Origin of the sequence: Mesorhizobium sp. M1143 (assembly GCF_040318435.1) — a bacterium.
GTDB lineage: Bacteria > Pseudomonadota > Alphaproteobacteria > Rhizobiales > Rhizobiaceae > Mesorhizobium.
Genome location: NZ_JAMYMJ010000027.1, coordinates 1 through 22146 on the forward strand (window position 1 = coordinate 1; position 22146 = coordinate 22146).

Below are 22146 nucleotides of genomic sequence, written 5' to 3' on the forward strand. Positions count from 1 at the left end.
GCCGGCCCCGCGCCGCGCGCAGCCGCGCCCCACCCAAAACCCCCCCCCCTCCCCCACCCACCCCCACACCCGTCGGCGGGGTGTTCCACTGCCCGGGCGGGCTGCCGCCCCGCCCTCTTCATGCCTTATGCCCCCGCCAGCGCCCAGGCCCTTGCGAAGCGCCGCCCTCCCGTGCAAAAGCCCCGGCATGCTTATCATCAACGATCTTTCGCTCCGCATGGCCGGACGCTTGCTTCTCGATCATGCCTCGCTGACCTTGCCGGCCGGCACCAAGGCCGGCCTCGTCGGCCGCAACGGCACCGGCAAGACGACGCTGTTCAAGGCCATCACCGGCGACTTTCCCTCCGAGACCGGCTCGATAAGCCTGCCCAAGAACACCCGCATCGGCCAGGTGGCGCAGGAAGCGCCCGGCACCGAGGAGCCGCTGATCGAAATCGTGCTCAAGGCCGACCTCGAGCGCACCGCATTGCTCGAGGAGGAAAAGACCGCCACCGACGCGCACCGCATTGCCGACATCCATATGCGGCTGGCGGATATCGATGCGCATTCGGCGGAATCCCGCGCGGCCACCATCCTCGCCGGCCTTGGCTTCGACGACGCCGCGCAGCGCCGCCCGGCCTCGTCCTTCTCCGGCGGCTGGCGCATGCGTGTGGCGCTCGCCGCGGTGCTGTTTGCCGAGCCCGACCTTCTGCTGCTCGACGAGCCGACCAACTATCTCGATCTCGAAGGAACGCTTTGGTTGGAAAACTACGTGTCGAAATATCCGCACACGGTGCTTCTGATCTCGCACGATCGCGACCTGCTCAACCGCGCCGTCAATTCCATCGTTCATCTCGACCAGAAGAAGCTGACCTTCTGGCGCGGCGGCTACGACCAGTTCGAGCGCCAGTACACCGAGCAGAAGGAGTTGCAGGAGAAGGGCCGTGTCAAGCAGGAAGCCGCCCGCAAGCACATGGAATCCTTCGTCGAGCGTTTTCGAGCCAAGGCTTCGAAGGCGAGACAGGCGCAGTCGCGCATCAAGGCGCTGGAGAAGATGAAGCCGATCGCAGCGCTCGTGAACGACACGGTGCGGCCGTTCTCTTTCCCGGAGCCGGTGAAAACGGTGGCGTCGCCGATCGTGGCGCTGAACAACGTCAATGTCGGCTACACCGAGGGCCAGCCGATCCTCAAGAAGATGACGTTGCGCATCGATGCCGACGATCGCATCGCGCTGCTCGGCGCCAACGGCAACGGCAAGTCGACCTTCGCCAAGCTTCTCTCGGGCAGGCTGAAGCAGGAAACCGGCACCATGACGGTGGCGCCGGGCCTGAAGGTGGCGATCTTCGCGCAGCATCAGCTCGACGATCTCAGGCCGGAGGAAAACGCCTACGAGCATGTCCGCCGGCTGATGCCGGAAGCGCCGGAATCCAAGGTGCGCGGCCGCGTCGCCCAGTTCGGCCTCACCACCGAGAAGATGAACACCGCCGCCAAGGATCTGTCGGGCGGCGAGAAGGCGCGCCTGCTCATGGGCCTGTCGGCCTTCGAAGGCCCGAACCTCTTCATCCTCGACGAACCCACCAACCATCTCGACATCGACAGCCGCGAGTCCTTGATCCATGCGCTGAACGAGTTTCCCGGCGCCGTCATCCTGATCTCGCATGACCGCCATCTGCTGGAAGCGACCGCCGACCGGCTGTGGCTGGTCAAGGATGGTGCGGTCAACCCGTATGACGGCGACCTTGAGGACTACAAGACGCTCGTCACCGGCGTGTCCGGCGATCGACGCGGCAAGCGCGAGGCCGAGAAGGCATCCAAGGCCGATCGCCGCCGCGATGCCGCGGCGCGCCGCGCCGCCTTCGAGCCGCTGGCCAAGGAAATCCGCGCCACCGAAGCGCTGATGGACCGCATCCGCAAGCGCATCGACCTGATCGAGGACGAACTCGCCAATCCGGCCGTCTATGAGAAGGATCCATCGACGGCGACCCGGCTGGCCAAGGAGCGCTCGCAGTTGGCACAGCAGTTGGCTGGCCACGAGGAAAAGTGGCTGACCATGTCGGCCGAGTACGAGGAAGGCACGGCGGAGTGATTTACCCTCCCCCTTGTGGGGAGGGTCGATCCGCGAAGCGGAGCGGGGCGGGGGTCTGCGCCGCACCCCCCCCCCGCGCTGCGCGCCGACCCTCCCCATCAAGGGGAGGGTAAGATCTGGCCCTACACGCCGCCCGCGAAACCCGCTAAAAACGCCCCATGAACCAGCACGCCAAGCTCAGAATCGGCCACTCCGCCTGTCCGCATGATTGCCCTTCGACCTGCGCGCTCGAGGTCGAACTGCTCGATGGCAACCGCATCGGCCGTGTCCATGGCGCCAAGTCCAATACGTATACGGCTGGTGTGGTCTGCGCCAAGGTCGCGCGCTATGCCGATCGTGTCCATCATCCGGACCGACTGCTGAAGCCGCTTGTTCGCGCCGGCGCCAAGGGCGACGGCATCTGGAAAGAATCCAGCTGGGAAGCGGCACTCGACCTCGTCGCCGAGAAATTCATCGCGGCCGAGGAAAAATACGGCTCCGAGACCGTCTGGCCTTATTACTATGCCGGCACGATGGGGCTGGTGCAGCGCGACGGCATCGACCGGCTGCGCCATGCAAAAAAATACTCCGGCTTCTTCGGCTCGATCTGCACCAATCTGGCCTGGACCGGCTGGATGATGGGAGCGGGCGCCTTGCGCGGTCCCGATCCGCGGGAGATGGCGAAGTCCGACTGCGTGGTGATCTGGGGCACCAATGCCGTGGTCACGCAGGTCAATGTCATGACCCACGCCATCAAGGCGCGGAAGGAGCGTGGCGCCAGGATCGTCGTTATCGACGTCTACGAGAACGCGACGATGAAGCAGGCCGATATGGGCCTTGTGCTGAAGCCCGGCACCGATGGCGCGCTGGCCTGCGCGGTCATGCATGTGCTGTTCAGGGAAGGCATGGCCGACCGCGCCTATCTCGAAAGATACACCGACGATCCGAAGGGGCTGGAAGCGCATCTGGAGACGCGCACGCCGGGATGGGCTTCCGCCATCACCGGTCTTGCCGTCACCGAGATCGAGGCTTTCGCACGCCTCGTCGGCTCGACGAGGAAAACCTATTTCCGCCTCGGCTATGGCTTTGCCCGCCAGCGCAACGGCGCGGTCAACATGCACGCGGCATCCTGCATCGCCGCCGTCACCGGCGCCTGGCAATATGAGGGTGGCGGTGCCTTCCATTCCAATTCCGGCATCTTCAAGCTCAACCAGGATGTGCTGGAAGGCGCCGCGATGCGCGATCCCAATATTCGCCATCTCGACCAGTCGCGCATCGGCCCGGTGCTGACCGGTGCAGCGGACGCGCTCTATGGCGGCCCGCCGGTGACGGCGATGCTGATCCAGAACACCAACCCGGTGAATGTCGCGCCCGAGCAGCGGCTGGTGAAGCAGGGTTTCCTGCGTGACGACCTGTTCACCTGCGTGCACGAGCAGTTCATGACCGACACGGCAAAGCTCGCTGATGTCGTTTTGCCGGCAACGATGTTTCTCGAGCATGACGACGTCTACAAGGGCGGTGGCAACCAGCACATCACGCTTGGTCCCAAGCTGATCGACCCGCCGGAAGGGCCGCGCACCAACCACTTCGTCATCGAGCAATTGGCGCAGCGTCTCGGCGTCTCCGACCGGCCGGGCTTTGGCCTGACCGAGCAGCAGCATATCGACATCATCCTGGGCAAGCGCGGGCTGGGCAGCTTCGCCAGCCTGAAGGAAGACAAATGGGTCGACCTGCAGCCGGATTTCGAGGCCGCGCATTTCATCGCTGGCTTCGGCCATGCCGACAAGAAATTTCACTTCCGCGCCAATTGGAGCGGGCAGGCGGCGCCCAACCGGCCGCCGAAAAGCATGGGCCTGTTCGGGCCGGTGGCGGAACTCCCGGAATTCCCTGACCATGTCGACCTGATCGAGGTGGCGGACGCCGAGCATCCGTTCCGGCTCGCCACATCGCCGGCGCGCAACTTCCTCAATTCGACCTTCTCGGAAACGCCGGTGTCGAAGGCCAAGGAAGGCCGGCCGGAATTGTTGTTGCATCCGGACGACGCTGCCGCGCTTGGCTTGGGCGACGGCGACCGTATCGAGGTCGGCAACCGGCGCGGCGAGGTGGTGCTGCACGCAAAGCTGTTCGAAGGCCTCAAGCGCGGCGTGGTGATCGCCGAGGGCATCTGGCCAAACAGCGCCCATGAGCGTGGCGAAGGCATCAATGTGCTCACCGGCGCCGACGCACCAGCGCCCTATGGCGGTGCGGCCTTCCACGACAACAAGGTCTGGCTGCGGCCGGCTGGCTGAAGCAATTCCAGGAAAAGTGTGAGCGGTTTTCCGTCCGGAATTGCGTAAAAGTGACTGGCTATCCCGGCAGAGGCACCGTCAGCCCCACCTTGACACGGTCCATGGCAACGAAGGTGCGGAATTTTCGGACATTCTTGCTGTCGAAGAACAGTCTGCGCGTCAGGGCCTCATAGGCCCCCATGTCGGCCGCGGTGATGACTAGGATGAAGTCGGCCTCGCCGGTGACGTAGTAGCATTGCTGCACTTCGGGCTCTGCCGAGAATTGCCGCTTGGCCGCGTCGATCAGGTCCGAGCGTTCGCTCTCCAGTTCCACTTCGACGAAGATGGTGATGGGATGGCCGACCGCCGCCGGGTCGACCACGGCGACATTGCCCGCAATGACGCCGGACTGTTCCATGCGCTTGATGCGCCGCTGCACCGCCGGCGCCGACAGGTTGACGGCTTCGCCGATCAGCCGCTGCGGCGTCGTGTTGTCCCGCTGCAGGATGGCAAGGATGGCGAGGTCGAAACTGTCGAGCGAAGGCGATCGAGGCAAAGCGCTATCCTGGCGAAACAAACTTGCATTTCGAAGCGCCAATAACAGCGCTATTTGCGCCTCGGCTGCAATATGATTTCGTCACACCCAAAGGAGGCCACCCGTGTTCCTGCTCAACAGCAATGCCTTGCACCGTCGGCCGCTCGATCCGGTCGAGGCCGAAACGCTGGGGAATGCCGGCGCCGATACGGTCGAGCGCTTTCTGGCCCATCGCGACAATCACCTGGCAACTCCGTTGCATGCATTGCCGACGCTGGCCGGCGAACTCGGCCTCGGCGCCGTCCACATCAAGGATGAAGGCTTTCGCCTCGGTCTCGGCAGTTTCAAGGCGCTCGGCGGCGCCTATGCCGTTTTTCGACTGGTGCTGGAGGAGGCGAGCCGATCGCTTCATCGGCCCGTTGACGTGGCCGATCTCAACCGGTTCGACGTCCGGGCAATCGCTGCCGGCATGACGGTTGCCTGCGCCACCGACGGCAATCATGGCCGCTCGGTCGCGCAAGGTGCACAGTTGGTTGGCGCGAAAGCGGCAATCTTCGTTCACGCCGGCGTCAGCGAGGCGCGCATTGCAGCAATAGCCCGCTATGGCGCCGAGATGATCCGCGTCGACGGCAATTATGACGACTCGGTCAGGCAGGCCGCCGAGGTTTCAGCGGAGCAAGGCTGGACCGTGGTGTCCGACACCTCCTGGCCGGGCTACGAGCGCATCCCCGGTCTGGTCATGCAGGGCTATACGGCGATCGTGCGCGAAGCGTTGGGCCAGTTGCCGCAGCCGCCGACCCATGTCTTCGTGCAGGCCGGTGTCGGCGGTATTGCCGCCGCCCTGGCCGGCCATCTCGCCATCGTGCTCGGTGACGCCAGGCCGACCTTCATCGTCGTCGAGCCGGCCCGCGCCGCCTGCGTTGTCGCAGCCGCCCGGGCGGGCCACGTGGTCAAGGTCGCACACGATCAGCCGACGGTGATGGCGATGCTCGAATGCTACGAGGCCTCGCAAGTTGCCTGGCGCGTTCTGGCGCGGGTTGCCGATGCCTTCATGACAGTGGATGAGGAGGAGGCGGTCGCGGTGATGCGGCGGCTGGCACGGCCGGCTGGCAATGATCCAGTGATCGTCGCCGGCGAAAGCGGCGGCGTCGGTCTGGCCGGGCTGATCCGGGCGGTGGCCGACCACAAGGCCGCGCTCGGGCTCGACGACAAATCCCGCGTGCTGCTGATCAACACCGAAGGCGCCACAGACCCGCATCGCTATACCGAGCTGGTCGGGCAGAGCCCCGCCGATGTGCTGGCCGGCAAGCTGAAGGCCGAGGCATAGCCATGATCGGGATCGATGCACAGCGTCTGCTTGGCCGCATCCGGGAACTCGGCGCCGTTGGCCGCGACAGTGAGGATAGGCTGATCCGGCTCGCCGCCTCCGACACAGACAGACAGGGCCGTGACCTCTTTGTCGGCTGGCTCAGGCAGGCCGGGCTGGAAGTCGCCATCGACCGGGTCGGTAATATCTTCGGCATCTGGCAAAGCCCCGACAATGCCGGGCAGGCGCCGCTGCTCATCGGTTCGCATATCGACACCGTTATCGATGCCGGCATCTATGATGGCTGCTACGGCGTGCTGGCCGGGCTGGAGGTGATCGAGACGCTGCAGGCTTCGGGCTTTTCGCCGTCGCGCCCGGTCGCGGTCGCGGCTTTCACCAATGAGGAAGGCGTGCGCTACACGCCTGACATGATGGGCTCGCTATGCCATGCCGGTGGCGTCAGCGCCGAGGCCGTGCTGGCCGCCATCGGCACGGATGGCAGCGTGCTCGGCCAGGAGCTCGCCCGCATCGGCTATGCCGGCGACCGCGAACCCGGCTTCCTCAAGCCGCATGCCTATCTCGAACTTCATATCGAGCAAGGGCCGGTGCTGGAGCGTGAAGGCGTGCCGATCGGCGCGGTCGAGAATTTGCAAGGCATTTCCTGGCAGCGCATCACCATCGACGGCGCCGCCAACCATGCCGGCACCACGCCGATGTCGATGCGCAGCGCCGCCGGCCACGCCGCCGCCCGCATCATCACCTTCCTGCACGATCGGGCCAGGGCTTCAAATGGGCCAACCGTGGCCACGGTCGGCACGATGCGCTTCGAACCCAACGCCATCAACGTCATTCCCGCGCGCGCCGTCTTCACCATCGACCTGCGCGATCCCGACGAACAGCGCCTGCAGGCGCATGAGGCGGCCCTTGCTGCCTATCTCGAGGAGCTTGAGGTTTCGGAGAACGTATCGATCTCGGTCGAGCGGCTCGCCCGCTTCGAACCGGTGCTGTTCGACATCGGCATCGTCGAACTGATCGAGGCGGCCGCGAAGAACCGCGGTCTCGGCGTCAGGCGCATGACATCGGGCGCCGGCCATGACGCGCAGATGATGGCCCGCCTCGCGCCGGCGGCAATGATCTTCGTGCCGAGCGCCGGTGGCATCAGCCACAATTCGCGCGAACACACTGAAGATGCCGAGCTTGTCGCCGGCGCCAACATCCTGCTTGATGTCGCCAGTGAGCTTGCAAAAGAGGTCGGGGAGAAAAATGGCTGAACTCGATCGTGATGCGCTGAAGCGGGAGATGACGGGCTGGCGGCGCGATTTGCACGCGCACCCCGAGTTCGGTTTCGAGGAAAAGCGCACCGCTGGCTTTGTCGCCGCGAAGCTGCGCGAATTCGGGCTGGACGACGTTGCAGAGGGGGTCGGCGGCACCGGCATCGTCGGCACGTTGAAGCGCGGCAGCGGCAACCGGGCGATTGCGCTCAGGGCCGACATGGATGCGCTGCGGATCACCGAGCAGTCCGCGACAGCCTATGGCTCGCAGAACCCCGGCATCATGCATGCCTGCGGCCATGACGGCCACACCACCATGCTGCTCGGCGCGGCAAAGCTGCTCGCCGCCGAGGGCGGTTTCGACGGCACCGTGCGTTTCGTTTTCCAGCCGGCCGAGGAGTGGGGCAAGGGCGCGCTGGCAATGCTCGATGACGGGCTGCTGCAGCGCTTCCCCTTCGACGAGATCTTTGGCCTGCACAACATGCCGGGCCTGCCCATTGGACATTTCGAGACCCGTGCCGGCCCGTTCATGTCGGCGGAGGACAATTTCGAGATCGTGCTCAAGGGGATCGGCGGCCATGCGGCGCGGCCACATTCCGGGAACGAGACGCTGGTCGCCGCCTGCGCGCTGGTCACCAATCTGCAGACCATCGTCTCGCGCCGGCTGAGCCCGGCCGACATTTCGGTGGTTTCGGTGACCGAACTGATCACCGACGGCACCCGCAACGCATTGCCCGGCCTCGCCCGCATCCTCGGTGACGCCCGCAGTTTTCGTCCCGAGGTCAGCGCCGAGATCGAGCGCCAGATGCGGGTCATCACAGCGGGTACCGCCGCCGCCTACAATGTCACCGCCGACGTGACCTATAGCAGGGAATTCGTGCCGCTGCAGAACGATGCCGACCTGGTGGACGCGGCCTTTGTCGCCGCAAGGCGCGTGCTGGCCTATGGCGCCGCCAGCATCGCGGCGGAGCCGATGACCGCCTCGGAGGATTTCGCCCGCTTCCTCGATCACGTACCGGGCTGCTTCGTCTTTCTCGGCAATGGCGAGACCTCGCCGCCGCTGCACAATTCCAGCTACGACTTCAACGATGACGGGCTGTTGCACGGCACGGATTTCCATATCGCGATCGTCAGGCAAAGACTGGGCGGCGCGATCGGGAAGTGACGCCTGATCGCCTTCGCAACTGGCCCAAGCGGCACTGCTATCGCCAGCCAGATGCCGGGTTTAGGGAGATTGCCTGTTGCCGGAGATCGCACGCCGATGACCAGGGTTTCGCTTCTGGGAATACCACATGACGAGAACTCGTCCTATCTCAAGGGCGCGGCTGCAGCGCCGGCCCTGATCCGGCGCGAACTCAAAAGCGACGCGCACAGCTCGTGGAGCGAAACCGGCTTCGATGTGGCGGACAGTTTCGTCGACCACGGCGACATCGACTTTTCAGGCGCCGGCGATCCGTGGGAGCGAATCGAGGCCGAGGTCGGCCGCGCGCTGGATGCCGGCCACCCGTTGATCAGCCTCGGCGGCGATCATGCCATCGCCTGGCCGGTGCTGCGTGCCGTGCGCCGCCGCCATGCCAGGCTAACGATCGTCCAGATCGACGCCCATCCCGACATCTACGATGCCTATCAGGGCAACAGGCGGTCCCACACCTCGTCCTTCGCGCGCATCCTGGAGGAGGGGCTGGCCGACCGGCTGATCCAGATCGGCTTGCGCACCCTCAATGATGAACTTCGTGACCAGCTCAAGCGCTTCGGCGTCGAAATGATCGAGGCGCGGCATTTCAGCGAGGATTTGCAGCTCGACCTCAAGACGCCGGTCTACCTCTCGGTCGATCTGGACGGCCTCGACCCGGCTTGTGCGCCCGGCGTGTCGCACCGCGAACCCGGTGGTCTTACAACCCGGCAAGTGATCAACCTGATCCAGCGGATCGACCAGCCCATCGTCGGCGCCGATGTCGTCGAATACAATGCAAGCCAGGACGTCTCCAATCTCACCGCGCTGGTTGCCGCCAAGCTGGTCAAGGAGATCGCCGGCATGATGCTCAAGACGCATGGCGCCGGCTGAATCAATCTGGCAGGGCGGCATGGTAGATCATTGTTGTGACTCGCATTTCCAGTGAAAGCCGCATGCCGCATCCTTTGAAAATAGCCATAGCCGGCGCGAACGGGCGCATGGGCAGCCAGATGGCGCTGGCCGTCGAGGCCGATCCCAGGCTGACGCTCGTCGCCCGCTTTCACAGGCCAGGCAGCATCGGTGAGGGGCTGGTCGAGCGCGACGAAGCACTGGCGCTTGCCGATGTCGTCATCGACTTCACCACGCCTGCCGCGTCCGTCGATCTTGCACAAGCTTGCGCCGCCCGCGGCCGCCCGGCACTTGTCATCGGCTCGACCGGCTTCGAGCCGGCCGATCTCGCCGCCATCGCTGCTGCTTCGAAGTCCGTCGCCATCGTGCGCTCCGGCAGCTACTCGCTCGGGCTCAACATGCTGGCCGGGTTGGTCAAGCAGGCGGCGCGGGCACTTGGCCCCGACGCCGACATCGAGATCCTGGAAGCGCATCACCGCATGAAGGTCGACGCACCGTCGGGTACCGCGCTGATGCTGGGCGAGGCGGCCGCTCGCGGACATGGCGGCAGGGTGGACGATGTGGCGAAACGCATCCGCGACGGCGTCACAGGTCCGCGCCCTGCCGGCGAGATCGGCTTTGCCGTGCTGCGCGGCGGCAGCATCGTTGGCGAACACAGCGTGAGCTTGCTGGCCGAGGGCGAGACGCTCACGCTCTCCCATTCAGCCGGCGACCGCTCGATGTTCGCTCGCGGCGCCATTGCGGCAGCACTCTGGGTCGCCGGCCGGCCGCCCGGCGAATACGACATGCGCGACGTGCTGGGGTTCACGGCCTTTTGAGATGCAAGGGTAACGCAACGAGGGGCTTGCGAGGTCGGAGCCGCCTAGAGATAGAATATAGCAACAACTACGCCATTTCGCGCCTTCCCACGCCGAACCGAACGGTTCGGTTCGCACATTTTTGTGATTGGCAATGGCAGTAACGCACACCCATTTCGGGGTGGTCCGAGCGACGCGAATTCCTCCCAAGGCACGCCACTTGACGGACAGAACTGAAAAATCTGGATTACCTGAAATGACCAAGATCGCACTTACCGCTGCTGCCATCCTCCTTGCCACCGGCACCGCTTTCGCAGGCAGCGACCACTACGGCTCCGACGGCGTCAACCAGCCTGCTGTGGCAGCGCCCGCCGGCAACATCGATCACAGTTATACCGCCTCAATCCGCAAGCCGGCCGGCCTCGGCGATTTCACGATCAAGGGCGACTCGAACCAGCCGGAATCCGGCCAGGGCATCTGGGGTCGTTGATTTTCTGAGAAATCGACGACCACAAAGAGCGGTGGGCCTGGCCCACCGCTCTTGGTTTTTATGCAATCGACTCGGGCCGCAAAGATCTTGAATCAATCCGCCAGCAGCGGGTCCTATCTCCTTGTTTGACCGTGGTCTTTTCAAAACACGGTTTGCGGCTGTCACCTGCGGCTAGCCCGTTAGGCAGCTTGCTCTAGCTTAGATCCTTCGGCTTGATGCAATGCGTCAACCGGGCCGCGCCGAAGCCGAGATCCGCCCAGTCGCCGTCGATGACAAAGCGGGCAAGGGCGCCGGTCGGGAATTTCTCTTCAAGTTTCCTGAGAGCAGCCACACCCGATCGCGGACCGGCGAACCGGCGGGCAAAATCCTCCAGGCCGGGATTGTGGCCAAGCACCAGGAGACAGCCAGCTGATGCGACTGCCTGCTGCACCTCGGCCAGAATGTCGCCAGCCGTGGCTTCGAAAAGCGCCTCGGCGAACTCCACCGTTACGCTCGCCGACAGTTCCGCCGAGACCAGCCGCCATGTCTCGCGCGTGCGCAGCGCCGGCGACACCAGCGCCAGGTCGGGCAGCCAACTGCGCCGGGCCAGTTCGCGCCCCATCAGCGGCGCCGTCTTCAGCCCGCGCGGCCCGAGCGGCCGGTCGAAATCAGCAAGCGCCGGGTCGTCCCAGCTCGACTTGGCGTGGCGCAGCAGGAGCAATTGTCTCGATGTCGCCATGTCGGCCTACGGCGTGATCCGCGCCAGATGTTCGAGATCGCGTTCTTCGCGCAGCGGGTCGGGCGCCATCACCACGGAAGTTCCGTTTTCGGCATCGTCGGCGAAATGTGCCAGCACGGTGCGACCGCCTTCCATGTGCGCCTTGCCGTCAGCGACCAGCCCGAGCGCCAGCGCATAAAGCCGGTGCTCGGCCTTCAGCACTCTGGCGGCCAGCGTGTCTTCGTTGTCGCCGACCATCACCGGCACCGCTGCCTGCGCGATGATCGGGCCGTCATCCATCTCTGATGTGACGAAATGCACCGTGCAGCCATGAATGCGAATGCCGGCGCGCAGGGCGCGCGCATGCGTATCGAGCCCTTTGAAGGCCGGCAGCAGGGCAGGGTGGATGTTGAGCATGCGCCCTTGCCACTTCTCGACCAGGCCGCGGGAGAGAATGCGCAGATAGCCGGCCAGCGCCACGATCTCGGCATTGAACGCAATCAGCGCGGCGTCGATCGCCGCATCATGGGCTTCCTTGCTGGCATGGTCGGCGCGCACGATGACCTTGGTCGGGATACCGCGCGCGGCCGCGATGCCGAGGCCGGCGGCGTTGGCCCGGTCGGAAATGACGCCAACGATCTCGGCCGGATAGGCCGGGTCGCTCGCCGCCGCGATCAGCGCCGTCATGTTCGAGCCGCGTCCCGAGATCAGAACAACCGTGCGTTTCCTGCTCATAGGCCGATCGAGCCCCGATAGATGACGCCGGCGTCGCGGCGCGGAACGATGCGGCCGATCGGCGTCACAGTCTCGCCGGCCTCCTGCAGCACGGCTGCGACCTGTGCCGCCTGGCCGGAGGCGACGACGAGGATCATGCCGATGCCGCAGTTGAAGGTGCGCATCATCTCCTCCGGCGCCACGCCGCCAGTCTTCGCCAGCCAGGAAAATACCAGCGGCACATCGATGGCATTGAGATCGAGCTCTGCGGAAAAGTCCTTCGGCAGGACGCGCGGAATGTTTTCGGGAAAGCCGCCGCCGGTGATATGGGCCAGCGCCTTGATGCCATGCGTGTTGCGGATCGCCTTCAAGATCGATTTCACATAGATGCGGGTCGGCTCGAGCAGCGCTTCGGCCAGCGTAGCCTCATCGTTGAACGGCGCCGGATCGCTCCAGGCAAGCCCGCTGACGCCAACGATGCGGCGCACCAGCGAAAAGCCATTTGAATGCAGGCCCGAGGAAGCCAGCCCCAGCAGCACGTCGCCTTCGACAATATCGTCTGTCGGCAGCAACTGGCCGCGTTCGGCCGCACCGACGGCGAAACCGGCAAGGTCGTAATCCTTGTCGTTATACATGCCGGGCATTTCAGCGGTCTCGCCGCCGATCAGCGCGCAGCCGGCCTGTCGGCAGCCGATTGCTATGCCGCCGACGATTGCCGCCCCCTGGTCGGGGTCGAGCTTGCCGGTGGCGAAATAGTCGAGGAAGAACAGTGGCTCGGCGCCCTGGACGACGATGTCGTTGACGCACATGGCGACGAGGTCGATGCCGATCGTGTCGTGCTTGCCGGCATCGATGGCGATCTTCAGCTTGGTGCCGACACCGTCATTGGCGGCAACCAGCACCGGATCCGTGAAACCCGCCGCCTTGAGGTCGAACAGGCCGCCAAAACCGCCGATCTCGCCATCGGCGCCCGGCCGGCGCGTCGCGCGCACCAGCGGCTTGATCTTCTCGACCATGAGGTTGCCGGCATCGATGTCGACGCCCGCCTCGGCATAGGTGAGCCCGTTCTTGCGCTTGGCCCGGTCGCCCTTGCTCATCGTCGGCGCATCCCTGTTTCCCTCGGCGGCTCTTCGCATGAATGGTTTCGGGGGGCAAGGATGACGACAGGATACCGGGCTTTTGCCCAAGATAAATACGTGGACAGTCGCCCCTTCACCGCTGGTCCTTGCAGCCACAATCCAACTCCATCATCTATCTGCAGAACAAGCATGGCGGGACATGCCTTTGACCATTCCCAACCTCATCACCATCCTGCGCTTCGTGCTGGTGCCGGCGGTGGTGCTGGCGATGCTGAACATGCGCTGGGACTGGGCCTTTGCCGGATTTCTCGTTGCCGGAATTTCCGATGGCGTCGACGGCTTCATCGCCCGCCGCTTCAACCAGCATTCGAACTCGGCGCCTATCTCGATCCAATGGCCGACAAGGTGCTTCTGGTCTCGGTGTTCGTGGTCATGGGCTTCATCGGGCAATTGCCGCTGTGGCTGGTGGTGACCATGGTGTCACGCGTGCGCTGATCATCTGCGCCGTGCTTTTGTCCACGGTCATGGCGCATCCGGTCGAGATGAAGCCGCTCTATGTGTCGAAGGCCAACACCGCCGCCCAGATCGTGCTGGCGCCGTGTGCTGGGCGAACTTGCCCTTGGCCTCCGCCTCGACCCGCTCAGGCCTGCGCTCATATTGCTGTCCGGGGTCTTGACCGTGGCTTCGGCCGCGGCCTATCTCGTGGCTTGGCTGAGGCATATGAGCGGCTATGGCGAAGGCTCCACCCCGGGTAGTTGACAAGAATGCCGCGACTGCCGCGTTAGCAGACGCGGCTGCGTCCCTGGCGTTTCGCCGCCAGATTTTCTTCTGGCTGGGCACGGCAATCTTCCTGGCGCTGTTCCTCTACATTTTTTCCAGCATCCTGTTGCCGTTCGTTGCCGGCATGGTGCTGGCCTATTTTCTCGACCCGGTCGCCGACCGGCTGCAACGCCTCGGCCTCTCCCGGCTGATGGCGACGGTGGTCATCCTGATCGCCTTCATCGTCCTTTTGGTGCTGGCCTTCGTCATCCTGGTTCCGGTACTGGCCACGCAGATGGCCGATTTCGCCAGCAAGCTGCCGGAATATCTGACCCGGCTGCAGTCGCTGATCACCAGCTTCGATCCGAAATGGCTGGAGCAGAAATTCGGCGTCAATGCCAATGGCCTGCGCGACGGGCTGAATTCGCTGCTCACTTCCGGTTTCGGCCTGCTGAGCACCGTCTTCACCTCGATCTGGAGTTCCGGCGTTGCTCTGGTGTCGGTGGTCAGCCTGTTCGTGGTCACTCCGGTTGTCGCTTTCTACATGCTGCTCGACTGGGATCGCATGGTGGCGGTCGTCGACAGCTGGGTGCCGCGCGATTATGTCGGGACGGTCAGGGCGATCTCCAGGGACATCAACACCGCGACCGCCGGCTTCGTGCGCGGCCAGGGCACGCTGTGCCTGGTGCTCGGCGGCATGTATGCCACCGGCCTGACGCTGACCGGGCTGAATTTCGCCATCCTCATCGGCCTCTTCGCCGGGCTGATCTCGTTCATCCCTTATGTCGGCTCGCTGACCGGACTGGTCCTGGCCGTCGGCGTCGCCTTCGTCCAGTTCTGGCCGGACTGGACCATGATCGTTGCTGTCGCCGTGGTGTTCTTCATCGGCCAGTTCATCGAAGGCAACATCCTGCAGCCCAGATTGGTCGGAAAAAGCGTCGGCCTGCACCCGGTCTGGCTGATGTTTGCGCTGTTCGCTTTCGGCGCCCTGTTCGGCTTCGTCGGCCTTTTGATCGCCGTTCCTGCTTCGGCGGCGGTTGCCGTGCTGGTGCGGTTTGCCATTGCCCGCTATCTCGAATCGCCGCTCTACAAGGGACACTCCAGCGCGCCCGTCCCGCCGCTGCCCGCCGCTCGCGGCGGCGGCCACCGGTCGCCGCGCGGCTGAACGTGACGGATCATAAGACCGAACCGCCGCGCCAACTGCCGCTCGACCTTGGCCACGGCACCGGCTACTCGCGCGACGAACTGGTGGTGTCGGCCACCAACCGCGAGGCGGCAGCCCTTGTCGATCGCTGGCCGGACTGGCCGTCGCCGGTGATCGTGCTCGCTGGCCCGGCCGGTTCCGGCAAGACACATCTGGGCTCGATCTGGCAGGCGCGGGCCAACGCTGTGGCGGTCGATGCCCAGCGCATCGGCAATGCCATCACCGGGCTTGGCGGCAGGCCCGCGCTGATCGACGATGTCGACAAGACAGCCATCGACGAGGCGGGCCTGTTCCATCTCATCAATGAAGTGCGCGGCGCCGGGGCCACCTTGCTGTTGACGGCGCGGCGCTTCCCCGCCGCCTGGAGGGTGACGTTGCCCGATCTTGCCTCGCGGCTGAAGGCGGCGGCAACCGTCGAGATCCATGAGCCGGACGATTTGCTTCTGGCCGGTGTCATCGCCAAACTCTTCGCCGACCGCCAGGTCGAGGTCGAGCCGCATGTCGTGCAATATCTGGTGCGCCGCATCGAGCGCTCGCTGGCCACCGCCATGCGCGTGGTCGAACGCCTCGACCGCACGGCGCTCGAGCGCAAGACGCCGATCACCAGGGCGCTCGCCGCCGAGATCGTCAGCGCCATGGATGAAGGGCAGGGCGAGTTCGAGGTTTAGGCAGTGGAAGGAGAAGACTCCGCTCCTGTCCCATTTCGAGAAGAAACCTCTGGCATCCATCTTGCAACACTGCGTTTGCCGGCTGACCCCGGTCCTGATCGCGTTCCTGATCGGGTTGTAGGCTCGCCGGGAGTGATGATTGGGGTTCTCGCCCGGCGAGCTTACCTTCAGATAGAATCGCCGCAAGGCCTACGATTGCGCGCCAGCTGTCATTCAGACTTCACCAAGCCGCAAGATCTCATCGTCCTGCATTGAAATGGACCATTAGATGGTCTACTTTTTGGATATGGACCAGAGCATGGTCCATAAAGGAGCGGTCAATGCAGGTATCCGTTACAGACGCCAAGGGGCAGCTCACCGAACTGGTGCGTCGTGCCGAGGCTGGGGATGAAATTATCCTGACCCGCCATGGTCATGCAGCCGTGCGCCTTGTTCCCGTGAAGGCTGCCCCTGACAGGAAAGGCCGCCGGGCATTGCTGGAGGCAATGCGAGCATCCGGCGCTGCCAAGGCAAAGGCCGGGTCGGATGCCGCGCGGAGCCAGGATTTCCTCTATGGCGCTGATGGCCTGCCCGAATGATCGTGGTCGATACCTCGGCCCTGATGGCGATCGTTCTTGCCGAACCTCAATCCAGTGCCTGCATTGCGGCGCTGGAAGCCGAAGACGATATTTTGATCTCGGCTGGCACAGTGGCCGAGGCGCTGATCGTGGCGGATAGGCGCAATGTCGGTGAGGAAATGGCCGGCCTGATCGACGGGCTCGGCTTCGAGGTCACGGCGGTGACACCAGCCTCTGGCCGACGCATAGCCGAGGCGTATGGGCGATGGGGCAAGGGTATTCATCCGGCCGGGCTCAATTTCGGCGATTGCTTTGCCTATGAAGTGGCAAAGGATCGAGCCTGCCGCTTACTCTATGTTGGCGACGATTTTTCGAAGACCGATATCGAGAGCGCTCTATAGAGCTACGTTTATGCCCACAACGCCGCCAGATACCGGACCAGCAGATAGACCACCGTATGCGCTGCCACGTAGCACGCGGCAACGACGACAAAGAACAGCACGCTGGCGGGCCACGAGCGGGGAGGGCCTTGCCTCTTGCTCGGCCGGTTGTTCCAGATCCACAGGGCCGCACAGATAATGGCCCAGACGACGACGAACGGAACCGTGATGCCGATGTAAGCGAAGTAGGCAGGGCCAATCAGCGAAAGCCATGCCTCGAGACCAAGCATCCAGAATCTCCCCTTGCCCGGAGTCTAATGCATGTCGCTCAAAAGTGGTCCCGGTTTTGAGAGAACGACATGCATCAAAACAAAAATCAAAGCGCGTCGCCTGGATACGTTTCAGCGCGACGCGCTTTTAGACCGGCGATAGAAGTGGAAGCGAGGGGATTATCCCTGCGTCGATTTTTAGCCAAACCCGCCGAAGGGATGCTGTTCGATGACACGGGCGCCTGATGCATGTCGCTCAAGTGGCCCCGGTTTTGAGAGAACCGCATGCATCAAACATGCATCAAACATGCATCAAACATGCATCAAACAAGACCTCAAGCGCGTCGCGTGAGTCCGTTCAAATGAGACGCGCTTTAGGTCAGATTGGTGCTCCGGTCGCCAAACTCGGCCGTAGCAGGTCTAAAGCGATCGGATCAGCCGCAGACCCTGACCTCTTCGACGACCCTGTGGTGATGGCGCCAGTGCCTGACCAGTTCGATATGGCAGCGGTGATGGCGATGGTGGCGCCGCCATTGGCCATCCTGGTTGTCGCTGTAGTCGTCGCCATAGTCGTCGCTATAGTCTTTGTGGCGCTGGTGATGGCGAAGAATCTGTATATCGCCATCGTCGGACGAATATTGATCGTCGTCATCGGACTGGATAGTCAGACTGGCGGCTTGCGCCGGTGCGATCAAAGCCGCCGTTCCGGCGAACGCGATCATGGAGGCGACGAGAAGGGTTTTCATTGTTTGCTCCTTGGGTTGAACATACACAACTCTCGGAGCGAACTGGTGTTCCAATGTAGGGTCCGATCGGCGAGCGGCTGCTGCTGGGCAATGTGTGCCGCCAGGCGCAACCGGCGAGGCAGCCATTGGCGACCTTGGGGGTGACCTGGGCAAGGATGGGCTTTGTGGGAAAAAATGGTCGGAGTGGAGAGATTCGAACTCCCGACCCTCTGGTCCCAAACCAGATGCGCTACCAGGCTGCGCTACACTCCGAGGCCCTGCGGCGTATACGGTTCCGGACCCTGTCGCGCAACCCCTAAAACATCAAACGGGGCTTGGCGGTCTGCGCTCCCGCGCAATCCTGGCTGCGATCGCCTTGGCCTGTATGCGAGCATTGGCGAAGCAGCCACGGATGCTTGGCCGCATGCCGGTGAACCACAGGCCCGGCAGTTTCGGGTCGCTGTCGGCGCCGTTGAACAGCGGCACGCCCTTTTCGTCGAGCACGCCGAGCTTGCCCAACATGGCCTCGAGCCCGGCGCGGTAGCCGGTCGCGGCGATGACGATATCGGGCTGGATCGTCGCGCCATCGTCGAAAACGACCGTGTCGCCGGTAAATTCCCGCACGGTTGGCAGCACGATGATCCTGCGGTCCTTAATGGCATCGACGGCGCCGTCATCGGTGGCGATGGCGGTATAATCCGACGCCAGCCGGCTTGCGCCGCCCGAAGGCGTCGGCGGCAGGCCGTAGGCCGTGAGGTCGCCGAAGGCCCATCGCTGCGTCGCCGCCATCACCGCATCGGCGAGCTTGAACGGCAGCCGCGCCAGGATCGGCGAAAACCGGTGGACGGCGATCTGGCCGAGGCGCTTGGGCAGCAGTGCCGGACCGTTGCGCGCCGACAGCCAGATCTGTCCCGCGTCGGCTGCCACCAGGTGATTGAGCACGTCGAAGCCGGAATTGCCGGCGCCGACGACCAGCACTTTCTTGCCCGCATAGGCCTTGGCGTTACCGAATGCGGCCGAATGGATGATGCGTCCGGCAAAGGCCTTCATGCCTTTCCAGGCCGGGATGAAGGGCTGCCGGTCGCGCCCGGTGGCGATGACGACATGGCGCGCCAGCCGCGGCCCGGCACTGGTCCGCACAAGCCAGTGGTCGCCCTCGAAGCCAATCTCCTCGACCGCGATGCCGAACTCGACCGGCAGCCGGTGCATGGCGTGGAATTCGTTCAAATGGCCGATGATGGTGTTTCGGTGCGGAAAGGCAGGGGTGCCGGCAGGAAAGGCAACGCCCGGCAGCGCCGAAAGGTCGCGATGCGTGTTGAGATGCAGTCGCTCGTGCCGCCCGTGCCATGGCTCGGCCAGCCGGGCTTCCTTTTCCAACACAATCACAGGCACGCCGGTCTTGAGCAGCGCATGGGCTGCGGTCAAGCCGGCTGCCCCGGCGCCGATCACGATCGCGCCGTCGAAAATCGCTTGGCTGTCGGCCTCGGCGTGCAAAATCCCTGCGTCCATGCCTCTTTGTGTCGCCATCATGACCATGACTTTTGATGCTACGCCAGTGTATCGGGCCGATGCCGCTGCCGAAGCGGCCTGGTTGCAGGCCGCTTCGGCCTTGCCGTCGGCAGTGTTGCACAGTATTGACTGAAATAAGGCGGCGCTACCGCCAACGCAGCTACGAGGTGCCCATGTCCGCGCGAATTTTCAGCCCAGCCAAAACCGCGATGCAGTCCGGCAAGGCCAAGACCGGCCATTGGGTGCTGGAATTCGATCCCGCCCAACGCAAGAAGATCGACCCGCTGATGGGCTACACCACATCGGGCGACATGCTGAGCCAGATCAGGCTGACCTTCGACACCAGGGAAGAAGCGGTGGCCTATGCCGAAAAGCAGGGGCTGGCCTTCCGTGTCGAGGAGCCGAAAGAGACCAAGCGCCGGCAGATTTCCTATGCGGAAAATTTCCGCTATGACCGCAGGATACCCTGGACGCATTGACCGGCGGTCAGCGCCTGGCACATAGACACCAGCCGGCCAAGATATCAAATGCCGGCCAGCGGTCCCGTAGCTCAGCTGGATAGAGCACCGGCCTTCTAAGCCGATGGTCACAGGTTCGAATCCTGTCGGGATCGCCAACAACTTCAAAGAGATAGTGTGGAGGCCTGAGTGGGAATTGAACCCACTACGTCGGTTTTGCAAACCGATGCGTCACCGTCCCGCCCTCAGACCATGGCTCCTTGTGCATTGACCGCGACAGCTAGTCAACTTGGCCGGCCTCTGCTCGCAGGTTCGGACCGCGATCCGGCTGCCACCAGTCGAGATGTTCGGAACGCGGCTCGCGTTCAGGCGTTTGTCGCAGATGGCACCGAAGACGCCCACCATTGCGCGCATCTGGCGCGGCAGGACCTCGCCCGGCAGGGCCGACGCCTATGAGCGCTACAATTACGAGGCTGGTATCAAGCCGCTGATCGAGAAAGCGCTTGGCGTGCAGACTTTTCGCGAGGACACGCCGACGCATTCGGAATTCATCACCATCTCCTATTGGGAGAGCGTCGAGGCGATGGCCGCCTTTACCGGCGGCGATCCGCAAAGCATCCACCATCTCGACCGCGACAAGGAGTTCCTGATCGAATTGCCGAAGGGTGTCCAGGTGCTGCGAATCCGTTCCAGCCACGGACTGGTTGGCGGCAGCTGATGTTTGCGGGCTTTGACGCCAGGACCGTTCAAATGGAGGAGACATCGATCTTCGTCAGGGCCGGTGGCTCAGGGCCGCCGTTGCTGCTCCTGCATGGCTTTCCCGAAACGCATGTGATGTGGCGGGACATCGCCGTGGCCCTGGCGCCGCATTTCAGCGTGGTCGCCGCCGATCTGAGAGGCTACGGACAAAGCGGCTGTCCGGCTTCCGGAGCCAATCATGCCGCCTATTCCAAACGAGCGATGGCGCGCGACATGGTGCAGGTTATGGACGTTCTCGGTTTCGACCGTTTCATGGTTGCCGGCCACGACCGTGGCGGTCGCGTCGCCTACCGGCTGGCGCTCGACCATCCCGAAACCGTGTCGAAAGTCGCCGTTCTCGACATCGTCCCCACGGCCTCCGCCTGGGATCGGGCCGATGCCAGGTTGGCGCTGGCCTTCTGGCCGTGGAGCCTGCTCGCCCAGCCGGAACCGCTGCCTGAGCGCCTGTTGTCCGCAGCACCCGACGCAGTTGTCGACAATGCGATCGCCGGCTGGGGCTCGGCTCCAGATGCTTTTCCCGCTGAGGTCAGGGCCGCCTATATCGAGGCGCTGCGTGATCCCGCCCATGCCCACGCCATCTGCGAGGAATATCGCGCCGCCGCAGGCATCGACCGCGAGCACGACGCGCAGGACCAGGCTGATGGCTGTCGCATCAGATGCCCGCTGCTTGCGCTCTGGAGCGGCGAGGGCGGGTTGGAGAACTGGTATGCGGAGGAGGGCGGCCCGCGATCTGGCGGCAATGGGCTGATAACGTCGGAGGCGGCTCGGTCAAGGGTGGGCATTTCTTCCCGGAAGAGCACCCCGAAGACACGGCTGCAAGGCTGTCGAGATTCTTCGCAAGCTGACTACGGGCCGATTGCTAAATCCGGCCCTGTGTAGTCCTGTGTCGACTATCTCAGATGCCCGAGGGATTGCAGGATCAAAGTGCTCGAAAGACCAAGCAGGGCGATACCGTACAACCGGTCGATCCACACGGCGTTTGGCCCAGCCAGAAGCCTTGCAGCCCGCGCGCCAAGGGCTGCGTAAAACGTCAGCACAAACACATCGGCAAGCGCGGCGATAATGGCCAGGATGCCATACTGGATCGCGATCGGCTCATCCACACGGACAAAATGCGGCAGGATCGCGGGGAAAAGCAGCCAGGCCGCCGGATTTGTGACCGCCACCAGGAAGCAGCGCCCAATGAGTGCCTTGGCTGAATGGCGTGTTTCGGGAACGTTAGGGTTGAACGAAGGTCGGGACGCGGTGCGCAGGGTACCGATGGCGACGAAAAGCAGATAGCCCGCGCCGAACATCCTGAGAGCCGAGAGATAGAATTCCGAAGCCAGCAGAAGAGCGCCGAAGCCCAGCGCGACGATGCTGATAAGAACGAAATCAGACAGTACGACGCCGGCCATGCCGAGAAACGCGCGTCGAAAACCGTAGCGGGAGCCGTTGGTGATGGCGAGCACGACGTCCGGTCCCGGAACCGCCATTCCGAGCACCGACACGAAGGCAAATGTCACCAGCGGCAGGTTTCCCATGACGCCGCGTAATGTACCCGGCGCTCACCGTCCGTAACGCCCTTCACACAGC

22 protein-coding genes, 3 tRNA genes and 2 pseudogenes are annotated in these 22146 nt (G+C 64.0%); 17 read left to right on the top strand and 10 right to left on the bottom strand.

The features are described 5' to 3' along the window. The first annotated feature begins 187 nt into the window (after positions 1–187). Together NKH35_RS18610 and NKH35_RS18615 are read left to right on the top strand one after the other, a co-directional pair. Complete coding sequence (locus NKH35_RS18610) at positions 188–2065, top strand: ABC-F family ATP-binding cassette domain-containing protein (protein ID WP_352915769.1); 1878 nt, start codon at positions 188–190, stop codon at positions 2063–2065. 158 nt (positions 2066–2223) lie between these two features. Then, complete coding sequence (locus NKH35_RS18615) at positions 2224–4332, top strand: molybdopterin-containing oxidoreductase family protein (protein ID WP_352915772.1); 2109 nt, start codon at positions 2224–2226, stop codon at positions 4330–4332. Positions 4333–4390: 58 nt separating this feature from the next. On the opposite strand, the gene NKH35_RS18620 is transcribed toward NKH35_RS18615, so the two are convergent. Next, positions 4391–4867, bottom strand: a complete 477-nt coding sequence (locus NKH35_RS18620) for an Lrp/AsnC family transcriptional regulator (RefSeq protein WP_023689068.1) — start codon at positions 4865–4867, stop codon at positions 4391–4393. A gap of 103 nt (positions 4868–4970) precedes the next feature. On the opposite strand from NKH35_RS18620, the gene NKH35_RS18625 reads away from it, so the two are divergent. The 6 genes from NKH35_RS18625 to NKH35_RS18650 all read left to right on the top strand — a co-directional run bounded on the left by NKH35_RS18625 (position 4971) and on the right by NKH35_RS18650 (position 10793). Further along, positions 4971–6173, top strand: coding sequence for a diaminopropionate ammonia-lyase (locus NKH35_RS18625; protein ID WP_352915774.1), 1203 nt, complete (start codon positions 4971–4973; stop codon positions 6171–6173). A 2-nt stretch (positions 6174–6175) separates the two neighbouring features. Continuing rightward, a complete protein-coding gene (locus NKH35_RS18630; RefSeq protein WP_352915775.1) occupies positions 6176–7423 on the top strand; it encodes a Zn-dependent hydrolase in 1248 nt (415 codons plus the stop codon). Beyond that, on the top strand, positions 7416–8588 hold the full coding sequence (locus tag NKH35_RS18635) for an amidohydrolase (protein ID WP_023743827.1): 1173 nt from the start codon (positions 7416–7418) through the stop codon (positions 8586–8588). The genes NKH35_RS18630 and NKH35_RS18635 overlap by 8 nt, the downstream gene beginning before the upstream one ends. 96 nt (positions 8589–8684) lie before the next feature. After that, complete coding sequence (gene speB / locus NKH35_RS18640) at positions 8685–9488, top strand: agmatinase (RefSeq protein ID WP_023684756.1); 804 nt, start codon at positions 8685–8687, stop codon at positions 9486–9488. A gap of 62 nt (positions 9489–9550) precedes the next feature. Further along, the gene (gene dapB, locus NKH35_RS18645; protein ID WP_352915778.1) at positions 9551–10324 is read left to right on the top strand and encodes a 4-hydroxy-tetrahydrodipicolinate reductase; all 774 of its coding nucleotides are present in this window, start codon (positions 9551–9553) and stop codon (positions 10322–10324) included. Between the two features lie 235 nt (positions 10325–10559). Next, the gene (locus tag NKH35_RS18650; protein WP_352915780.1) at positions 10560–10793 is read left to right on the top strand and encodes a DUF680 domain-containing protein; all 234 of its coding nucleotides are present in this window, start codon (positions 10560–10562) and stop codon (positions 10791–10793) included. 193 nt (positions 10794–10986) lie between these two features. Here the strand turns inward: NKH35_RS18650 and NKH35_RS18655 are convergent, their stop codons facing one another. The 3 genes from NKH35_RS18655 to purM are packed head-to-tail and all read right to left on the bottom strand — an operon-like array spanning position 10987 to position 13301. Then, positions 10987–11511, bottom strand: a complete 525-nt coding sequence (locus NKH35_RS18655) for a SixA phosphatase family protein (RefSeq protein ID WP_023715099.1) — start codon at positions 11509–11511, stop codon at positions 10987–10989. Positions 11512–11517: 6 nt separating this feature from the next. Further along, positions 11518–12225 (bottom strand): phosphoribosylglycinamide formyltransferase, encoded by a 708-nt coding sequence (purN, locus tag NKH35_RS18660; RefSeq protein WP_023689060.1) that lies wholly within the window; start codon positions 12223–12225, stop codon positions 11518–11520. Then, positions 12222–13301: a phosphoribosylformylglycinamidine cyclo-ligase gene (gene purM, locus NKH35_RS18665; protein WP_023670283.1), complete on the bottom strand. Its 1080-nt coding sequence runs from the start codon at positions 13299–13301 to the stop codon at positions 12222–12224. Before purM ends, purN begins: the two co-directional genes overlap by 4 nt. 187 nt (positions 13302–13488) lie before the next feature. Here purM and NKH35_RS18670 point away from each other — a divergent pair. The 5 genes and pseudogenes from NKH35_RS18670 to NKH35_RS18690 all read left to right on the top strand — a co-directional run bounded on the left by NKH35_RS18670 (position 13489) and on the right by NKH35_RS18690 (position 16872). Further along, positions 13489–14042 (top strand): annotated as a pseudogene (locus NKH35_RS18670) (CDP-alcohol phosphatidyltransferase family protein). Further along, the gene (locus tag NKH35_RS18675; RefSeq protein WP_352915783.1) at positions 14014–15207 is read left to right on the top strand and encodes an AI-2E family transporter; all 1194 of its coding nucleotides are present in this window, start codon (positions 14014–14016) and stop codon (positions 15205–15207) included. The pseudogene NKH35_RS18670 and the gene NKH35_RS18675 overlap by 29 nt, the downstream one beginning before the upstream one ends. Before the next feature lie 2 nt (positions 15208–15209). Next, a complete protein-coding gene (gene hdaA / locus NKH35_RS18680; protein ID WP_023711890.1) occupies positions 15210–15914 on the top strand; it encodes a DnaA regulatory inactivator HdaA in 705 nt (234 codons plus the stop codon). A 320-nt stretch (positions 15915–16234) separates the two neighbouring features. Next, positions 16235–16492, top strand: coding sequence for a type II toxin-antitoxin system Phd/YefM family antitoxin (locus NKH35_RS18685; protein WP_023711889.1), 258 nt, complete (start codon positions 16235–16237; stop codon positions 16490–16492). After that, entirely contained in the window at positions 16489–16872 is a 384-nt protein-coding gene (locus NKH35_RS18690; RefSeq protein WP_023819147.1) for a type II toxin-antitoxin system VapC family toxin, read from the top strand. The genes NKH35_RS18685 and NKH35_RS18690 overlap by 4 nt, the downstream gene beginning before the upstream one ends. 8 nt (positions 16873–16880) lie before the next feature. On the opposite strand, the gene NKH35_RS18695 is transcribed toward NKH35_RS18690, so the two are convergent. From NKH35_RS18695 to NKH35_RS18710, 4 genes are all read right to left on the bottom strand, one after another. Further along, positions 16881–17141, bottom strand: coding sequence for a hypothetical protein (locus tag NKH35_RS18695; protein ID WP_023701878.1), 261 nt, complete (start codon positions 17139–17141; stop codon positions 16881–16883). 413 nt (positions 17142–17554) lie between these two features. Further along, positions 17555–17866: a hypothetical protein gene (locus tag NKH35_RS18700; RefSeq protein ID WP_023670292.1), complete on the bottom strand. Its 312-nt coding sequence runs from the start codon at positions 17864–17866 to the stop codon at positions 17555–17557. 175 nt (positions 17867–18041) lie between these two features. Next, positions 18042–18118 (bottom strand) — tRNA-Pro (locus NKH35_RS18705). Positions 18119–18169: 51 nt separating this feature from the next. After that, on the bottom strand, positions 18170–19354 hold the full coding sequence (locus NKH35_RS18710; RefSeq protein ID WP_352915786.1) for a flavin-containing monooxygenase: 1185 nt from the start codon (positions 19352–19354) through the stop codon (positions 18170–18172). Positions 19355–19527: 173 nt separating this feature from the next. On the opposite strand from NKH35_RS18710, the gene NKH35_RS18715 reads away from it, so the two are divergent. Both NKH35_RS18715 and NKH35_RS18720 read left to right on the top strand, forming a co-directional pair. After that, positions 19528–19833 carry an ETC complex I subunit gene (locus NKH35_RS18715; protein ID WP_023670294.1) on the top strand — a complete coding sequence of 102 codons (306 nt, stop codon included), beginning with the start codon at positions 19528–19530 and terminating at the stop codon, positions 19831–19833. A 60-nt stretch (positions 19834–19893) separates the two neighbouring features. Further along, positions 19894–19970: transfer RNA gene (locus NKH35_RS18720), tRNA-Arg, on the top strand. Positions 19971–19990: 20 nt separating this feature from the next. Here the strand turns inward: NKH35_RS18720 and NKH35_RS18725 are convergent. After that, positions 19991–20064 (bottom strand) — tRNA-Cys (locus tag NKH35_RS18725). Between the two features lie 130 nt (positions 20065–20194). Here NKH35_RS18725 and NKH35_RS18730 point away from each other — a divergent pair. Beyond that, a complete protein-coding gene (locus tag NKH35_RS18730; protein ID WP_023738659.1) occupies positions 20195–20530 on the top strand; it encodes an antibiotic biosynthesis monooxygenase family protein in 336 nt (111 codons plus the stop codon). After that, a pseudogene (locus NKH35_RS18735) lies at positions 20530–21416 on the top strand (alpha/beta fold hydrolase). The gene NKH35_RS18730 and the pseudogene NKH35_RS18735 overlap by 1 nt, the downstream one beginning before the upstream one ends. 45 nt (positions 21417–21461) lie before the next feature. Here the strand turns inward: NKH35_RS18735 and NKH35_RS18740 are convergent. After that, positions 21462–22094, bottom strand: coding sequence for a LysE family translocator (locus tag NKH35_RS18740; RefSeq protein WP_023684770.1), 633 nt, complete (start codon positions 22092–22094; stop codon positions 21462–21464). Positions 22095–22146 lie beyond the last annotated feature (52 nt).

What these genes read in the sequence shown, in the direction of transcription:
- NKH35_RS18610 (WP_352915769.1), top strand. Translation starts at nt 188, where the DNA reads ATGCTTATCATCAACGATCTTTCGCTCCGCATGGCCGGACGCTTGCTT.
- NKH35_RS18615 (WP_352915772.1), top strand. Translation starts at nt 2,224, where the DNA reads ATGAACCAGCACGCCAAGCTCAGAATCGGCCACTCCGCCTGTCCGCAT.
- NKH35_RS18630 (WP_352915775.1), top strand. Translation starts at nt 6,176, where the DNA reads ATGATCGGGATCGATGCACAGCGTCTGCTTGGCCGCATCCGGGAACTC.
- NKH35_RS18635 (WP_023743827.1), top strand. Translation starts at nt 7,416, where the DNA reads ATGGCTGAACTCGATCGTGATGCGCTGAAGCGGGAGATGACGGGCTGG.
- speB (WP_023684756.1), top strand. Translation starts at nt 8,685, where the DNA reads ATGACCAGGGTTTCGCTTCTGGGAATACCACATGACGAGAACTCGTCC.
- dapB (WP_352915778.1), top strand. Translation starts at nt 9,551, where the DNA reads ATGCCGCATCCTTTGAAAATAGCCATAGCCGGCGCGAACGGGCGCATG.
- NKH35_RS18650 (WP_352915780.1), top strand. Translation starts at nt 10,560, where the DNA reads ATGACCAAGATCGCACTTACCGCTGCTGCCATCCTCCTTGCCACCGGC.
- NKH35_RS18655 (WP_023715099.1), bottom strand. Translation starts at nt 11,511, where the DNA reads ATGGCGACATCGAGACAATTGCTCCTGCTGCGCCACGCCAAGTCGAGC.
- purN (WP_023689060.1), bottom strand. Translation starts at nt 12,225, where the DNA reads ATGAGCAGGAAACGCACGGTTGTTCTGATCTCGGGACGCGGCTCGAAC.
- purM (WP_023670283.1), bottom strand. Translation starts at nt 13,301, where the DNA reads ATGAGCAAGGGCGACCGGGCCAAGCGCAAGAACGGGCTCACCTATGCC.
- NKH35_RS18675 (WP_352915783.1), top strand. Translation starts at nt 14,014, where the DNA reads ATGGCGAAGGCTCCACCCCGGGTAGTTGACAAGAATGCCGCGACTGCC.
- NKH35_RS18685 (WP_023711889.1), top strand. Translation starts at nt 16,235, where the DNA reads ATGCAGGTATCCGTTACAGACGCCAAGGGGCAGCTCACCGAACTGGTG.
- NKH35_RS18690 (WP_023819147.1), top strand. Translation starts at nt 16,489, where the DNA reads ATGATCGTGGTCGATACCTCGGCCCTGATGGCGATCGTTCTTGCCGAA.
- NKH35_RS18695 (WP_023701878.1), bottom strand. Translation starts at nt 17,141, where the DNA reads ATGCTTGGTCTCGAGGCATGGCTTTCGCTGATTGGCCCTGCCTACTTC.
- NKH35_RS18700 (WP_023670292.1), bottom strand. Translation starts at nt 17,866, where the DNA reads ATGAAAACCCTTCTCGTCGCCTCCATGATCGCGTTCGCCGGAACGGCG.
- NKH35_RS18710 (WP_352915786.1), bottom strand. Translation starts at nt 19,354, where the DNA reads ATGGACGCAGGGATTTTGCACGCCGAGGCCGACAGCCAAGCGATTTTC.
- NKH35_RS18715 (WP_023670294.1), top strand. Translation starts at nt 19,528, where the DNA reads ATGTCCGCGCGAATTTTCAGCCCAGCCAAAACCGCGATGCAGTCCGGC.
- NKH35_RS18730 (WP_023738659.1), top strand. Translation starts at nt 20,195, where the DNA reads ATGGCACCGAAGACGCCCACCATTGCGCGCATCTGGCGCGGCAGGACC.
- NKH35_RS18740 (WP_023684770.1), bottom strand. Translation starts at nt 22,094, where the DNA reads ATGGGAAACCTGCCGCTGGTGACATTTGCCTTCGTGTCGGTGCTCGGA.